Raw genomic sequence first — 15,508 nt, forward strand, 5'->3', positions numbered from 1 at the left:
ACACGCCACGACTAGGCACGCGACGGCGCGTCCGCGAGCGAACTCAACGCAATGCCGCCGACGATCAGCGCCGCGGCGATCGCGAGCGACAGATCGATCGGCTCGCCGAGCAGCAATGCTGCGGTCACGATGCCGACGATCGGCGTCGCTGTCGTGCCGAGCGAAGTCGTCAGCGCCGGCAGGCTCTTGTTGACCATGGACATCGCCCAATAGGCCAGCGCCGTGCCGATGAAGCCGGAATAGAGGAACAGCAGCACGAGGTGCGGCGACCATCTCACCGTGGGCAGGCCCTCGGTGACCAGCGCGGTCATGGTCAGCACCACCGTCGCGACCAGCACCTGCCACAGCAGGAGCTGCAGCGGCGTCGCGATCCAGCGGTGCGAGCGGATGTAGATGATGTTGGCGGCCCAGCAGATCGCGGCGATGATGATCATGCCGGCGCCGGCGATGACGTGCAGATTGCTCCAGTCCAGCGATGCCGGGTTGAGGATCACGCAGAGGCCGGCGAGCCCCAACGCGACGCCGACCAGCTTCAGCGTCCCGAGCCGCTCGGTCCGTGCGGCGCCGGCCGCGAGCGCCACCCACAGCGGCGTGGTGTAGCCGAGCACGACGCCCTTGCTGGCCGGCAGATAGCGCAAGCCAGCGGCGACCAGTGTCGAGAAGAAGGTCATGTGCAGCAGCGCGACGCTGAGCACGACCGGGACATCGGCGATCCGCGGAATGATCAGATTGCCGCTGGCGCGCAGGATCACCAGCAGGGCGATCAGGGCGACCCAGCTGCGGATCGATGCGGTCCACAGCGGCGGCACCGCCTCGACCAGCGATTTCGTCACCGACCAGTTGATGCCCCAGGCCAGCACCACGACGATGAACAAGGCGGCGGCTTTGGCGGGGGATAGGGATTGGTTCACGACAGAATCCTTGCAGGCGACACTCCCCGTGAATAGGATCGCGCTGGTTCTATCGAAAGGGCCAGATTATATAGAATAAAGGAACCAGATTGATCCTCGCCGAATTGCTCACCTTGAAGCGCTCGGATGAGGCCGGGCTGGCCGCGCAGCTGACGCACCAGCTTCGCGCGCTGATGTCTGGCGGTCAGATCAGGAGCGGCGCGATGCTGCCGTCGAGCCGCACGCTTTCGGCCGAGCTCGACGTGGCGCGGAATACGGTCATCCACGCCTATGAGCAACTGGCAGCCGAAGGCTATCTGCGTCTCGCCCCACGGCGGCGTCCGGTCGTGGCCGACGATATCGAGCAGCGCTTTGCCAAACCTGCGCCTGCACCTCGGCGCGATGCCCCCCGCAAGCCGCAGCTGTCGCCCTGGGCCTTGCAGCTCTCGGGCTCGGATTGGCCGCTGTCCTACCAGGCCGGTTTCCGGCCGCTTCGTCCCGGGCTCGCGGATGCGCGCGAGTTTCCGCATGAGATCTGGGCGCGTTGCCTGCGCCGTAGCGCGTTGCGGCGTCGCTTCAACGACCAGACCGTGATCAACCGGCCGAGCCTGCGCGAGGCCTTGCGTGACTATCTCGAGATCAGCCGCGGCGTGCGTGCCGAGGCCGATCAAATCCTGATCCTGCCGACGGCGCAGGCGGCGCTGACGCTGATCGCCGCGACCACCATCGTCGCCGGCGATGCGGTGTGGACCGAGGATCCAGGCTATCCCGGCGCCGCGGCGGCATTTCGCGCGGCCGGCGCCGACGTCGTCGGTATCAGGCTCGATCAATGGGGCATGATGCGGACGCGCGCGGCGCGCACGCCGAAGCTGATCTTCACGACACCGTCGCATCAGCACCCGACCGGGCGGGTGATGCCGGTGGCACGCCGCACCGAGCTGCTGGCGGCGGCCGAGCCCGGCAAGACCTGGATCGTCGAGGACGATTACGACGGCGAGTTTCACTATGACAGCCGCCCGATGCCGGCGCTGCAGGGGCTCGATCGCGAGGGACGCGTGCTCTATCTCGGCACCTTCGCCAAGGCGACGACCGCCGATATCCGCATCGGCTATCTGGTGGTGCCGCCACAACTGGCGCGGACGATGGAGATCGCGCAGCGCCATCTCGGGCTGATCGCCTCCGTGCACGTCCAGGAGGCGCTGGCCGGCTTCATGGCCGACGGACATTTCCTGGCGCATATCAGGCGGATGCGGCGCATCTACCGGTCACGCCGGGACTCTCTTGCCGCAGCGCTCGCGCGGCACCTCGGGCCCGTGCTTGCGGCCGAGGTGCCGCCGGGCGGCATGCAGCTGATCGCGCGTTTCAGGGATGGCGCTGCGGACCAGAGCGCCGTGACGCGGCTGGTCGCAGCCGGGGTCGAGGTGCGCGCGCTGTCGAGCCTCGCGCTGGAGCGGCCGCACGACCACGGCCTGTTGCTCGGCTTCGCCGCCTGGCGCGAGAACGAGATCGGAGCCGCGGTGCGGATCATGGCGAACTGCCTGACCGGCAAGCGCGCCGCGCGTGGGTAGATGGGCGCTTGCACGATTTCGGAATATTAGAAGGGTAACGCTGAGTTGCCCGACGTGTCAAGTCGCCTTGTCGAACGCCGGCGGCCGCCGGCTACTTTGCATGGGGTTGTTTTCGATATTTTTCAGCGCACCCCTGCGACGGGCCGCGTCGCAGGCTCACTCCGCCGCCTTGGTGACGATCCGTACCTCCGACGTCAGCGTCTTGTGCACCGGGCATTTGTCGGCGATCTCCATCAGCCGCTTGCGCTGGTCGGCGTCGAGCTCGCCCTCGATCCTGATGACGCGGTCGATCTGGTCGAGCATGCCCTCGCGCGTCTCGCACTCCTCGCAATCCTTCGCATAGATCTTGTTGTGCTGCAGCGTCACGGTGATGCGATCGACCGGCAGCGACTTGCGGTCGGCATACATCCGCATCGTCATCGAGGTGCAGGCACCGAGACCCGTGAGCAGGAAATCGTAGGGCCCGGGGCCGGTGTCATCGCCACCGACGGCCACCGGTTCGTCGGCGATCAACCGGTGCGGACCCGTGGTGACGATCTGCTGGAATTTGCCGTTGCGGGTTTCCTGCACCACGACGTTGCGGGGCGCGTTGCCGGTGTCGGCGGCCGGCTGCGGCGCGAGGTCGACGTAGCGCTCGGCCCAGGCGCCGATCACGTCGGCGACATAGGCGGCATCCTGCTTGCCGCTCAGCAGATGATCGGCGCCCGCAAGCGAGACGAAGCTCTTGGGGTGTTTGGCCGAGATGAAGATGTTGGTGGCGTTGTCGATGCCGACGGTGTCGTCGGTCGGCGAGTGCATCACCAGCAGCGCTCTGTGCAGCTGCTTGACCTGCGCCATCAGGTTCTGCTCGGCGACGTCGTCGAGGAATTCGCGCTTGATGCGGAACGGGCGGCCGGCGAGCGAGACTTCGCCTTCACCCTGCGCTCGGATATCCTCGATCCGGTCCTTGAAGAAATGCGTGACATGGACGGGATCGGACGGCGCGGCGATGGTGGCGACCGCCTTCGCTTCCGGGATCTGACCCGCGGCCGCGAGGATCGCAGCGCCGCCGAGGCTATGGCCGATCAGGATCGCGGGCGCCTTGCGGGTCTCGCGCAGATGGTCGGCGGCGCGGACCAGATCGGCGACGTTCGACGAGAAGGTCGAATTGGCGAAATCGCCTTCGCTGGAGCCGAGGCCGGTGAAGTCGAAGCGCAATGTGGCAATACCCTTCGCAGCAAGGGCAACCGCGATGCGCTTGGCCGCCAGCACGTCCTTGCCGCAAGTGAAGCAGTGCGCGAACAGCGCATAGGCCTTGATTGGTCCGTCCGGCGTATCAAGCGCGGCGGCGAGCTGATGGCCGCCGACACCGGTGAATTGAAAGCGTTCATGCGGCACGGGCAGGCTCCATCATCGTTGGTGGTTGTCAGTCGCCAGAATAGCGCTGTTCGGTCCAGGGATCACCGCGATTGTGATAGCCGCGCACCTCCCAGAAGCCCGGTGCATCTTCGGTCAGGAATTCGATGCGCTGCAGCCATTTGGCGCTCTTCCAGAAATACAGATGCGGCACCACCAGCCGCACCGGGCCGCCATGCTCCTGCTCCAGCGGCTTGCCCGACCCGCTATGGGCGAGCAGAGCATCCTCGGCGGCGAAATCCTCGAGCGACAAATTTGTCGTGTAGCCGTCATACGAATGCAGTGCCACAAACCGCGCATCCTCGCGCGGCTGGCAGGCGGCGAGCAGGTCGCTTGTGGCGAGCCCCTCCCACTGATTGTCGTAGCGCGACCAGGTGGTGACGCAGTGGATGTCGGAGACGAATTGGGTCTGCGGCTGCGCCGCGAATTGCGGCCAGTTCCAGTAGATCGTCTGCTCCACCGCGCCGTAGACGTCGAGCCGCCAACGCTCCCGCGTGACGTTCGGCATCAGTCCGAGATCGAGCACCGGCCAGTCCGCGGTCAGATGCTGTCCCGGCGGCAGGCGCTGCTCGTCCGGCCGGGTGATCTTGCCGGTGAGGAATTTGCCCTCGCGCGCCCAGCGCTGCTTGCTGCGCGTCAGCTTGCTCTCGGGTGGCTCGGCGTCGTCGGTCATCGGCGTTGCGCCATCATTCGTGGCGATGCATCGCGGAGTCGTGCTTGGTGTCGCGCATGGTGGAGTAGATCAGGAGCGACAGGAAGATCATGCCGCTGAGATAATAGTAGAACCAGTCCTCGTGCCCGATGCTCTTGAAATAGAGCGCGACCGCAGGCGCAGTGCCGCCGAAGATCGACACCGTGATGGCGTAGGGCAGGCCGACGCCGAGCGCGCGGACATTGGTCGGGAACAGCTCGGCCTTCACGATCGCATTGATCGAGGTGTAGCCGGCGACGAAGATCCAGGCGCCGCAGATTAACAGGAAAGCGATGAAGGGCGACTTGGTCTCCTTCAGTGCGGTCAGGATCGGGATCGTCGCCAGCGTGCCGACGACGCCAAAGAAGATCAAGAGCGGCTTGCGGCCGATACGATCGGACAGCGCGCCGTAGATCGGCTGCAGGAAGGTCGCGAAGATCAACGAGCCGAAGATCACGAAGGTGGTCTGGTCCTCGGTGAGGCCGATCGACAGTTTCACGAAGGTCTGCATGTAGGTCGTGAAAGTATAGAACGCCGCGGTGCCGCCGGCGGTGAGGCCGACCACCAGCAGCAATTCGCGCGGATAGTTCAACAGGCCGACGATCGAGCCGGTCGGCTTGGAAACCTTCTTGGCCTCCTCAAACGCCTCGGTCTCGTGCAGGCCGCGCCGCATCACCGCCGCGAAGATCGCAAGCAAGGCGCCGATCACGAACGGAATCCGCCAGCCCCAGGCCTTCAGCTCGTCCGGCGTCAGGAACACCTTCTGCAGCAACAGCAGCACGATGATCGCGGTGAGCTGGCCGCCGATCAGCGTGACGTATTGGAAGCTCGAATAGAAGCCGCGATGCTTGGCGTCGGCGACCTCGCTGAGATAGGTGGCGCTGGCGCCATACTCGCCGCCGAGGCTCAAGCCCTCGATGATGCGGGCGAGCGCCAGGATCGCCGGTGCGGCAATGCCGATGGTGGCATAGGTCGGCGTCACCGCGATGATCAGCGAGCCGAAGCACATGCAGACCACCGACAGCGTCAGCGACAGCCGCCGGCCATAGCGGTCGGCGATGTAGCCGAACAGCCAGCCGCCCAGCGGGCGCATCAGGAAGGTCGCGGCAAACAGCACCGCGGCATTGAGCTGCTGCACCACCGGATCGCTGTGCGGGAAGAACGCCGGCGCGAAATACAGGGCGAACGCGGTGTAGGCGTAGAAATCGTACCATTCGACGAGATTGCCGACCGAGCCGATGAAGATCGCCTTGACCCGCCGCTCGACGTCATGGATGTCGAGATGGTCGCTCGCGGATTGAGCGGTTTGTTCGGACATTGGCAGGCCTCCCCGGATTCTCTGGCGCGATTCCGGGGCAACCTAGCTCATTTGCGTGGTGCGATGTAACTGCTGTCCTGTTCCTTCAGGCGTTCTTGCCGAACAGGACGGGCAGTTGACGCGGGCCGCGCACGGTGCCTTCCGACCAGGTGACCTTACCGGCCGGGTCGAGGCGGAAATCCGGAATCCGCTTCAGCCATTCCTCGATCGCCACCTGCATCTCCATCCGCGCCAGGTTGGAACCGACGCAGCGGTGGATGCCGAGGCCGAAAGCGGCGTGGCGGTTTTCCTTGCGGTCGATCACCACCTTGTCCGCATCGGGGAACATGGCGGGGTCGCGGTTGGCTGCGGGGAACGACAGCAGCACCATGTTGCCGGCCTTGACCGGGCAGCCGGAGATCGTGGTCTCCTTCATCACCTCGCGCGCCATCGTCACCGGCGAATAGGCGCGCAGGAATTCCTCGATCGCGGTCGGGATCAGGGCAGGCTCCGCGACCAGGCGCTCGCGATCGGCGGGCGTTTTGGCGAGGTGCCAGAGCGATGAGCCGAGCGCGCTCCAGGTGGTGTCGATGCCGGCGATCAGCAGCAGCCGCAGCGAGCCGAGCACGTGCTCGTCGGTCAGCGGCTGGCCGCCCGGGCCCTTGGCCCGCAGCAGCTGCGAGATCAGATCGTCACCCGGCTCAAGCTTGCGCTGCTCGAGATGGGCCATGAAGTAGCCGGTCATCTCGCGCACGCCGCTCATCATCTCGTTCTCGTCCTTGATGCCGAGCTCGAGGATCTGGTGGATCCACTTGATGAAGAGGTCGCCGTCCTTCTCGGGGATGCCGAGCATGTGCGCGATGGCGCGCACCGGGATGTGCTTGGTGTAGCGCGCCGCGGCGTCGCAATGGCCGTCGGCGATGAATGCGTCGATCAGCTCGTTGCAGATCGCGCGCACCCGCGGCTCGAGCCGCTTCATCGCATCCGGCGTGAACGGCGGCAGCAGCACCTGCTTGGCGGGCTTGTGCTCCGGCGGATCGGAGGTGATCGGCGGCGCACGGGCGGAGATCTCGGGGCGGACGTCGCGCACGATGACGCGGCGCGAGGAGAAGTGCTCGGTGTCGTAGGCGATCTCCTTCACCGCCTGATAGGTGGTCGGCATGTAGCAGCCGAGGAAGCGCTCGGTATGCACGACCGGCGAGGCCGCGCGCAGCGTCTCCCAGATCGGGAACGGGTCGTCGGTCCAGACCGGATCGGTATGGTCGAAATCATGGACCCAGTCGGTGACCGGGGGATGTTCGGGCAGATAGCTCGCGGACGGGGAATCGGACATCGGCTCGTATCCTTCTCGTTCGATCAAAATGCTGGCCGGCTCAACGGGAGGCACGCGGCCATCCCTGCTGGCCGCTATTCCTCGGTGACTTCGATCGCGATTTCCGGGCAGTTGGTCTGTGCGAGCCAGGCCTTGTCCTCGAGCCCGGCCGGCACGGTCCCGTCGCCGACTTCATGGGCGTTGCCGTATTCGTCGAGCTCGAACAGTTCGGGGGCGAGCGATTTGCAGCGGGCGTGACCCTGGCACTTGTCCTGGTCGACGCGGATTTTGAGCTTGGACATGCAAGCACTCTCCCTCGGCTCTGGCGCACAGGTGGAGCGCGCCGGGTTCCTCATTGTAGCTTATGCAAGTTCCAGCTTGCTTGGGCGGCTCTACCGGCTCACCAAGTTATAGCATATTACATTATCGTCGCGCTTGCGCGTCAAGCGAAAACTGCGCGCGTCCCACCGCCGGGTCTCGTCATTTGGATATTCGATCGAAGTCATTGGGGAATTCAATTTCCAAATGACGTGAGGAAGCGTCAACCTCGCCGCAAGGGTGGAGGGGATGACACTCACTGGCTCGCGTCCGGACTGGCTGACGTTCGATTGCTATGGGACGTTGATCCAATGGGATGAAGGTCTGATCGCGGCGACTAGTCGAATTCTGGCCCGCTCCGGATCGCGGATCGAACCGCGCGCGTTCATCGCGGTGTTTGATCGCCACGAACATGCCCTCGAGCGGAGCCGCCCGCATCTGTCGTTCAGGGACGTGACGGCGAGGGCGCTCGAAGCCGCCATGACCGAGCTGTCACTGCCCTCGGACCCGAACTATGCGGAGATCCTGACCTCGTCGATCGGCAAGATGCCGCCCTTTCCGGAAGTCGTCGCCACGCTCGGCCGCCTAAAGGCCGCGGGCTTCAAGCTGGCGATCATCTCGAACACCGACGATGCGATCATCGCCGGAAACGTCGCGCAGCTTGGCGGGCACATTGATCGGGTCATCACCGCGCAGCAGGCCCAAGCCTACAAGCCATCCCGCGAAACATTCGAATATGCCTGGGCGTCGCTCGGAATCGACAAGCCGCAACTCGTCCATATCTGCGCCAGCCCGCATCTCGACCTCGCCGCGGCCCGCGATCTCGGCTTCCGGGCGATCTGGATCGATCGCGGCACGGGCCGTCAGCCGTTGCCCGACTACTCCCCGAACAAGGTTGCTGCCACACTCGATCAGGTTCCGGGTTTTCTTTCCGAAGCCGGCTGGATGTAGCTCGCGAGAGACCCGAATGGGCGTTGAACGAGCCGATGCAGTCCCTTAATGCTTGCGCGCCGTCGGCGCGGTGAGCGGGCCCCAGGCGGCGAGGGCGGCGGCTGCGATCTGCTCGAGCTGCTTGCGGGTGGCGCCGTCGCGTGCCTGGATCGACATGCCCTGCTGCACCGTGATGTAGTATTGGGCGATCGCGTCGAGGTCGGCTTCAGGTGAGATCTCGCGACGCTCGACGCCCTGGCGCAGACGTTCGCGCAGCTCTGTCACCGCCTGCGCGCGCCGCTGCACGAGTTCGCGCCGCACGGTCTCGGAATGTTCATTCGGATGCAGCGCCGACAATACCACCAGGCAACCGGGCGGGCGTGAGCGGCGGGTGAAGACGCGCGCGGTTTGCATGAGGAAGGTTTCCACGGCCTGATAGGCGGTGTGCGTCTCGGTCACGGCACCCCAGATCAGTCCACCTTCGCTCGCCACGTAATAGTCGAGCGCCTTGCGGAACAGGTCCTCCTTGCTGCCGAAGGCAGCGTACAGGCTGGGCGAGGCAATACCCATCGCCGAGGTGAGGTCAGCCATCGAAGCGCCCTCATAGCCCCTCAGCCAGAACACCTCCATCGCGCGCGCCAGAGCGGCGTCCTTATCGAAATTCCGGGGGCGGCCACGTTCAGCCATCGGTCTGTCCATTTCTGTGTCGATCACTAAATAATTCACTTGACGCGCCGGCGCAAGCTTCCTAATTCTGTGTCGATCGTTACAGATATCGTCACCAACGAATGAGCCGAACATGACCCAGTCCCTGCAGGGAAAACGCGCCCTCGTCACCGGCGGCAGCCGCGGCATCGGTGCAGCCATCGCAAGACGTCTTGCCGCCGAAGGCGCCGACGTCGCCATCACCTATGAACGCTCGGCCGATCGCGCCGAAGCCATTGGCGCCGAGATCAGGAAACAGGGCCGCCGTGCACTGGCGCTGCAGGCGGACAGCGCGGACGCCAGCGCCGTGCGAGGTGCGGTCAACGCAGCCGCCAAGGCGTTCGGCGGTCTGGATATCCTGGTCAACAATGCCGGCATCTTCCGCGGCGGTGGTTCGATCGATGCCGTCACGCTTGAGGATATCGACGCCACGCTGGCGGTGAACGTGCGGGCGGTGGTGGTCGCATCGCAGGCCGCGGTCGCCCACATGGGCGAGGGCGGCCGCATCATCAATATCGGCAGCAACCTCGCCAGCCGGGTGCCCGATGCCGGCATGAGCCTCTATTCGATGAGCAAGTCGGCGTTGATCGCCTGGACCCAGGGCCTGGCCCGCGACCTCGGCGGCCGTGGCATCACGGTCAATATCGTCCATCCCGGCTCCACCAACACCGACATGAACCCGGCCGATGGCGAGCAGGCCGAGGCGCAGCGCGCACGCATGGCGATCAAGCGCTACGGCAAGGCCGATGACGTTGCTGCCCTGGTCGCGTTTGTCGCCGGTCCCGAAGCCGGCTCGATCAATGGCGCCGGTCTCACCGTCGACGGCGGCGCCAACGCTTGACGACGTCGGAGCGAGGAGCGCGCTATCCAGCGCGCTCCTCGGCCCGGTGCCCGTGCTGGCCCCGCGATCCCCTGCGGTTACAATCCGCATCGTCGCAGGCGGCCGGGCATGATGGTCGTCTCGCGTGCGGAATCCCGGGCCCTTCGGCCGTTTGGCCCCCGGGTGGGAACCCGTTAAGCAAGTCAGAGTCCCCGGGTGATCTTGATAGACTTTCTAATGGACGCGCTTGCCGGTTTCGCGGTTAATTGCCAATGGACGTCTCGTCCGCGGATGGAAGTGACCTGAACGCCCGATGTCGCTATTGTGGCGTATCCGCTATAGCTTGGCCGACCGGTGATCAGCATCTCGATGGGACAAATCGTTCGTAAGTCGTTCAAAACCTACCACCATGGCGACCTCCGGGAGGCGCTAATCCAGGCCGCGCTGCGCGAGGTCGAGCTCGGTGGTCCCGAAGCGATCAGCATCAAGGCGCTGGCCAAGCAGCTCGGCGTCTCGCAGCCGGCGCCGTACCGGCATTTCGCCGACCGCGAAGCGCTGCTGGAGGCGGTGACCGCGGAAGCGTTCCGGCAGTTCAACGTGATCATGCGCGAGGCGATCGCGCAGCCCGGCAAGGGCTCGAAACTGTCGCGCTTTGCCCAGGCTGCGCTGGCCTTCGGGCTCGAGCGCCACGGCATCTACCGGTTGATGTTCGCGTCCCGAACCATGGCCTGCGCGCCTGTCGGCAGCGAGTTGCACGTCGCGGCGATGGAAACGCTGGCGCTGCTGATCGAGTCGTTCGAGGCACCGGCCGTCGGGCTGTTGCGCGAGCGGCAGGCGCTGAAGATCTGGGCCGGGCTGCACGGCATCGTGATGCTTGCCGAGCAGGGCCTGCTCACCGGCGAGGTCGGCCAGATCAGCCGCGAGGAGCTGATGGACGAGATCGTCGAGCAGACCAAGCTCGCACTCACCGCCGCGCTGCATGCGACGGAAGAGAAGGCGTAGGACGCCTTAGCCTATTCCTGGGGCATGATCTTTTCGAAAAACCGCTCCGCACTTTTTCGGATCATGCCTTCGGCGGTCGCGGATCGATCGGGGTGGTGCCGCGCACGCCCAGAATATCCTCGAGCACTTTCGCGCCGGCCAGAAGCTGCGCCTCGGCGCGGGGCTTGGCGATCATCTGCAGGCCGACCGGCAGGCCAGACGCGGTGAAGCCGCACGGCAGCGACAGCGCCGGGCAGCAGGCCAGCGTGATCGCGTAGACGATGCCGAGCCATTCGACGTAATTGTCGAACTTCTTGCCGTCGCATTCGGCGACATAGCGGTTCTCGACCGGGAACGGCGGCACGATGGTCGCGGGCGCCAGCAGCAGGTCGTATTTTTCGAAGAACTCGAGCGCACGCGCGGTGATCGCGACGCGCTGCGCCTCGGCGCGCTCGAGCTTCTCGACGGTGAGCTTCAGTCCTTCCTCGATGTTCCAGATCACCTCGGGCTTGAGCAGGTCGCGCTTGGTGCGCAGCAATTCGGCCTTGCTGATCGCGAAATCGAACGCACGCAGCACGTGGAAGCATTCATGGGCCTCGCGGAAGTCGGGATGCGCCTCCTCGACGATCGCGCCGGCTTCCGCGAACCGCTCCGCGGCCTTGCGGGTCACCGCCTTGACCTCGGGATCAACCGGCGTGATGCCGAGATCGGGCGAATAGGCGATGCGCTTCGGCTTGCTGCCCGACCGCGTCGCCGACAGGAATGATGTCGGCAGCGCCGGCAGCGACAGCGGGTCGGCCGCATGCTCGCCGCTCATCGCGTCGAGCAGCAGCGCGAGGTCCTCGACATTGCGTGCCATCGGTCCCTGCTGGCCGAGCGTGCGGTCGACGCCGAATTTCGGGGTCTGCGCGACTCGGCCGATCGACGGCCGCAGGCCTACGACGCCGCAGAAGCTCGCCGGGTTGCGCAAGCTGCCGCCCATGTCGGAACCGTGGGCGAGCCACGCGGTGCCGCTGGCCAGCGCTGCCGCGGCGCCGCCCGAGGAGCCGGCGGCCGAGCGCGATGTGTCCCAGGGATTGCGGGTCGGACCGAACACCTCGTTGAAGGTGTTGGCGCCGGCGCCGAATTCCGGCGTGTTCGACTTGGCGTAGATCACGCCGCCGTTCTGCTCGAGGCGCTCGACCAGGATGTCCGACTTCGCGGGGACATTGTCCTTGAAGATCGGCGAGCCCTGCGTGGTGAGCACGCCGGAGACGGCGGTGAGGTCCTTGATCGGAACGGGAAGGCCCGCGAGCAGACCGCGCTCGCCGGCCGGCTTCTGCATCAGGGCCTTGGCATGGCTGCGGGCGCGGTCGAAGCAGAGCGTCGGCAGCGCGTTGACCTTGCCGTCGACCTCGGCGATGCGCTTTTCCAGCACATCGAGCAGATCGAGCGGCGTGACGTCGCCGGCTTTCAGTTTCTCGACGACGGTACATGCCGTTTCCTTCACCAAGCCCTGATCAGCCATGCGCCGTTGCTCCTATGTCTTCTGTTTCCTTGTGCTGTAGAACATTTCCTGCCGTCGTGGCAATGCGACGAGAACCGATGAGGCAGGGATGGCAGCGTTGTTTTCCGCGCTGGACTGGCGCGCGATGAGCCAGCAGGAGCGGGACCTCGGCTTGAACAATGGCGTTGCCGTCAAGGGCAGCGCCGAGATCGCCGCAGGCTGGGAGCAGCGCTCCGCGGCGATGCGGCAGAAACATCTCGACCATCTCGACCTGCGGTATGGTCCGCGTGAACGCAACCGGATCGATTTCCTTAAAGCCCGCGACGGCGCGCCGACGCTCTTGTTCATCCACGGCGGCTATTGGCAGACCCGCGCCAAGGAGGTGTTCACGATCTTCGCCGAGGGGCCGATGGCGCACGGCATCAATGTTGCCTTGATCGGCTACACGCTGGCGCCGGATGCGACGCTCGATGACATCGTCGCCGAGATTCACTCCGGCATCGATTTTCTGGCTGGGCAGTTGCCCGCGCTCGGCGCCGCTGCCGACGGCATTGTCGTGTCGGGCTGGTCGGCCGGCGGCCATTTGACGTCGATGGCGCTGTCGAACGCTCATGTCCGGGCCGGCATGGCGATCTCGGGCATCTACGACCTCGAGCCGATCAGGCATTCCTACCTCAACGAGAAGCTGAGGCTCGACGAGGCCGCCTCGCGGCGCAATTCGCCGATGATGCAGGAGGGCGGCACGGCAAAGCCGCTGTCGCTGGTGGTCGGCAGTGCCGAGCTGCCGTTGCTGCGCAAGCAGACCGCCGATTTCGCCGGCCATCGCGCCCGCTACGGCTTGCCGGTGACCTATGAGGAGATCGAAGGCGCCGATCATTTCTCGATCATGAACCAGATGCTGGTGCCGCAAGGCCGGATCACGACGCTGATCCGGCAATTGTTCGAGCGAACGGCGACCTAAGCCGTCATTGCGAGGAGCGAAGCGACGAAGCAATCCATCGCTCCGCATATGCCGAAGCATGGATTGCTTCGCTTCGCTCGCAATGACGTGGAGAGGGCGTTAGCCCCATCCCGACGTCAGACCGCCATCCACCGTGTAGATCACGCCCGATGTATAGCCTGCGCGATCGGAGGCCAGGAATGCCATCAGGTCGCCGATCTCGCGCGCATGCGCGGGGCGGCCGAGCGGCAGGCCCTTCTGGAATTCCTTGTAGCGGCTCTCGTCGCCGAACTGGTTCTTGGCGCGGGTCTTGAGGAGCGTGACGTGGCGGTCGGTGCCCACAGGGCCGGGGTTGATGCCGACGACGCGGATGTTGTCGGCGAGGCTCTTGCCGCCGAGCGCCCGGGTGAACGACATCAGTGCTGCATTGCCGGCGCTGCCGCAGATGTAATTGGCGTCGAACTTCTCGCCGGCCGCGCCGATGTCGTTGACGATCACACCACCGCCGCGCGCCTTCATCTGGGCATAGATCGCGCGCGTCAAATTGACATAGCCGAACACCTTGAGCTCCCAGGCGTGCCGCCAGGTCGCCTCGTCGATCTTGTCGATCGAGCCGCCCGGGATGTCGCCGGCATTATTGACGAGGATGTCGATGTCGGCGGCCTCCTTGGCCAAGCGCGCCAGATCTTCGGATTTGCGCAGGTCGACGACGCTGACTGCGGCATCGATCTGGTGCGCCGAGCGCAGCCGCTCGGCCAGCGCCCTCAATTGCTCGCCGTTGCGGGCGGCGAGCAGCAAATTGGCGCCTTCCTCGGCAAAGGCTTCGGCGGCGGCCGCGCCAATGCCCTTGGAGGCGCCGGTGATCAGGACACGTTTGCCGCGCAGATACAGATCCATGGGATGTCTCGCTTGGGTATGAGGAGTGAGGTGTCGGCGAAATTGGTGGGGCAGGGTCGCGCCGCGGTCAACACTGCACTGCAGCGTTGCGCTCGCGCGAAGTTTGGTCCATTGCAGGTCCATCAGGATAGGCGGCATTGCCGGCCGGGCAAATCACAAGGGTGTTCTCGATGAGCAGCAAAAAGCAGTATCGGATTGCGGTCATTCCCGGTGACGGCATCGGCAAGGAAGTGATGCCGGAGGGCCTGCGCGTCATCGAGGCGGCGGCGAAGAAACACGGCGTCGACGTGAAGTTCGACCATTTCGACTTCGCCTCCTACGACTATTACGAGAAGCACGGCGAGATGATGCCGGCCGACTGGAAGGACCAGATCGGCAAGCATGACGCGATCTATTTCGGCGCTGTCGGTTGGCCGGCCAAGATCCCGGATCACATCTCGCTGTGGGGCTCGCTGATCAAGTTCCGCCGCGAGTTCGACCAGTACGTCAATTTGCGTCCGGTGCGCCTGATGCCCGGCGTGCCGTCGCCGCTGGCGAACCGCAAGCCCGGCGACATCGATTTCTGGGTAGTGCGCGAGAACACCGAGGGTGAATACTCCTCGGTCGGCGGCCGCATGTTCCCGGATACCGATCGCGAATTCGTCACGCAGCAGACCGTGATGACCCGTATTGGCGTCGACCGCATCCTGAAATTCGCGTTCGACCTCGCGCAGTCGCGGCCGAAGAAGCATCTGACCTCGGCGACCAAGTCGAACGGCATCTCCATCACCATGCCCTATTGGGACGAGCGCGTGGAGGCGATGGCCAAGAAGTATCCCGGCGTGAAGTGGGACAAGTACCACATCGACATTCTCACCGCGAACTTCGTGCTGCATCCGGACTGGTTCGACGTCGTGGTCGGCTCCAATTTGTTCGGGGACATTCTGTCCGACCTCGGTCCGGCCTGCACCGGCACGATCGGCATCGCGCCGTCGGGCAACATCAATCCGGAAGGCAATTTCCCCTCGGTGTTCGAGCCGGTGCACGGCTCGGCGCCTGACATCGCCGGACAGGGCATCGCCAACCCGATCGGCATGATCTGGTCGGGCGCAATGATGCTGGAGCACCTCGGCGAGAAGCAGGCGGCAGCCGCCATCGTCGGCGCGATCGAGCGCACGCTCGGCGAACGCACGCTGCGCACCCGCGACCTCGGCGGTAATGCCGACACCACGGCGTGCGGCAAGGCCGTCGCGGAGATGGTGGAGTAAGCTGCGCCGTCAACCACGGGATCGTCCTGGC

Annotated in this window: 15 protein-coding genes; 6 read left to right on the top strand and 9 right to left on the bottom strand. The window is 65.3% G+C overall.

From position 1 onward, the window contains the following. Window positions 1-11: 11 nt before the first annotated feature. Window positions 12-911 carry a DMT family transporter gene (locus CO675_RS02885; protein ID WP_097670487.1) on the bottom strand — a complete coding sequence of 300 codons (900 nt, stop codon included), beginning with the start codon at window positions 909-911 and terminating at the stop codon, window positions 12-14. Window positions 912-1,000: 89 nt separating this feature from the next. Here CO675_RS02885 and pdxR point away from each other — a divergent pair, with 89 nt between their 5' ends. Further along, window positions 1,001-2,458, top strand: coding sequence for a MocR-like pyridoxine biosynthesis transcription factor PdxR (pdxR, locus tag CO675_RS02890; protein WP_097670488.1), 1,458 nt, complete (start codon window positions 1,001-1,003; stop codon window positions 2,456-2,458). A 156-nt stretch (window positions 2,459-2,614) separates the two neighbouring features. On the opposite strand, the gene CO675_RS02895 is transcribed toward pdxR, so the two are convergent. The 5 genes from CO675_RS02895 to CO675_RS02915 all read right to left on the bottom strand — a co-directional run bounded on the left by CO675_RS02895 (window position 2,615) and on the right by CO675_RS02915 (window position 7,455). Then, window positions 2,615-3,835, bottom strand: a complete 1,221-nt coding sequence (locus CO675_RS02895) for a bifunctional alpha/beta hydrolase/OsmC family protein (RefSeq protein WP_097670489.1) — start codon at window positions 3,833-3,835, stop codon at window positions 2,615-2,617. 28 nt (window positions 3,836-3,863) lie between these two features. After that, window positions 3,864-4,526, bottom strand: a complete 663-nt coding sequence (locus tag CO675_RS02900) for a sulfite oxidase-like oxidoreductase (protein ID WP_097670490.1) — start codon at window positions 4,524-4,526, stop codon at window positions 3,864-3,866. Between the two features lie 13 nt (window positions 4,527-4,539). After that, window positions 4,540-5,862 (bottom strand): MFS transporter, encoded by a 1,323-nt coding sequence (locus CO675_RS02905; RefSeq protein WP_097670491.1) that lies wholly within the window; start codon window positions 5,860-5,862, stop codon window positions 4,540-4,542. A gap of 85 nt (window positions 5,863-5,947) precedes the next feature. Beyond that, complete coding sequence (locus tag CO675_RS02910; RefSeq protein ID WP_097670492.1) at window positions 5,948-7,174, bottom strand: cytochrome P450; 1,227 nt, start codon at window positions 7,172-7,174, stop codon at window positions 5,948-5,950. A 74-nt stretch (window positions 7,175-7,248) separates the two neighbouring features. Next, the gene (locus CO675_RS02915; RefSeq protein ID WP_038387982.1) at window positions 7,249-7,455 is read right to left on the bottom strand and encodes a ferredoxin; all 207 of its coding nucleotides are present in this window, start codon (window positions 7,453-7,455) and stop codon (window positions 7,249-7,251) included. Between the two features lie 265 nt (window positions 7,456-7,720). Between CO675_RS02915 and CO675_RS02920 the strand changes: the two genes are divergently transcribed. Continuing rightward, window positions 7,721-8,422 carry a haloacid dehalogenase type II gene (locus CO675_RS02920; RefSeq protein WP_097670493.1) on the top strand — a complete coding sequence of 234 codons (702 nt, stop codon included), beginning with the start codon at window positions 7,721-7,723 and terminating at the stop codon, window positions 8,420-8,422. A gap of 45 nt (window positions 8,423-8,467) precedes the next feature. Here CO675_RS02920 and CO675_RS02925 read toward each other — a convergent pair whose 3' ends face one another. After that, window positions 8,468-9,202, bottom strand: a complete 735-nt coding sequence (locus CO675_RS02925) for a TetR/AcrR family transcriptional regulator (protein ID WP_245452606.1) — start codon at window positions 9,200-9,202, stop codon at window positions 8,468-8,470. Between CO675_RS02925 and CO675_RS02930 the strand changes: the two genes are divergently transcribed. Both CO675_RS02930 and CO675_RS02935 read left to right on the top strand, forming a co-directional pair. Further along, window positions 9,201-9,947: an SDR family NAD(P)-dependent oxidoreductase gene (locus tag CO675_RS02930; RefSeq protein WP_097670495.1), complete on the top strand. Its 747-nt coding sequence runs from the start codon at window positions 9,201-9,203 to the stop codon at window positions 9,945-9,947. The two genes, CO675_RS02925 and CO675_RS02930, sit on opposite strands and share 2 nt — an antisense overlap. A 348-nt stretch (window positions 9,948-10,295) precedes the next feature. Continuing rightward, window positions 10,296-10,928: a TetR/AcrR family transcriptional regulator gene (locus CO675_RS02935; RefSeq protein WP_097670893.1), complete on the top strand. Its 633-nt coding sequence runs from the start codon at window positions 10,296-10,298 to the stop codon at window positions 10,926-10,928. 61 nt (window positions 10,929-10,989) lie between these two features. On the opposite strand, the gene CO675_RS02940 is transcribed toward CO675_RS02935, so the two are convergent. After that, complete coding sequence (locus tag CO675_RS02940; RefSeq protein ID WP_097670496.1) at window positions 10,990-12,414, bottom strand: amidase; 1,425 nt, start codon at window positions 12,412-12,414, stop codon at window positions 10,990-10,992. A gap of 88 nt (window positions 12,415-12,502) precedes the next feature. Between CO675_RS02940 and CO675_RS02945 the strand changes: the two genes are divergently transcribed. Continuing rightward, on the top strand, window positions 12,503-13,354 hold the full coding sequence (locus CO675_RS02945) for an alpha/beta hydrolase (RefSeq protein WP_097670497.1): 852 nt from the start codon (window positions 12,503-12,505) through the stop codon (window positions 13,352-13,354). Window positions 13,355-13,453: 99 nt separating this feature from the next. Here the strand turns inward: CO675_RS02945 and CO675_RS02950 are convergent, their stop codons facing one another. Then, window positions 13,454-14,230 carry an SDR family oxidoreductase gene (locus tag CO675_RS02950; RefSeq protein WP_097670498.1) on the bottom strand — a complete coding sequence of 259 codons (777 nt, stop codon included), beginning with the start codon at window positions 14,228-14,230 and terminating at the stop codon, window positions 13,454-13,456. A 170-nt stretch (window positions 14,231-14,400) separates the two neighbouring features. On the opposite strand from CO675_RS02950, the gene CO675_RS02955 reads away from it, so the two are divergent. After that, window positions 14,401-15,477: a tartrate dehydrogenase gene (locus tag CO675_RS02955; RefSeq protein ID WP_097670499.1), complete on the top strand. Its 1,077-nt coding sequence runs from the start codon at window positions 14,401-14,403 to the stop codon at window positions 15,475-15,477. The last annotated feature ends 31 nt before the right edge of the window (window positions 15,478-15,508 follow it).

This window comes from Bradyrhizobium sp. C9 (assembly GCF_002532045.1).
Lineage (GTDB): Bacteria > Pseudomonadota > Alphaproteobacteria > Rhizobiales > Xanthobacteraceae > Bradyrhizobium.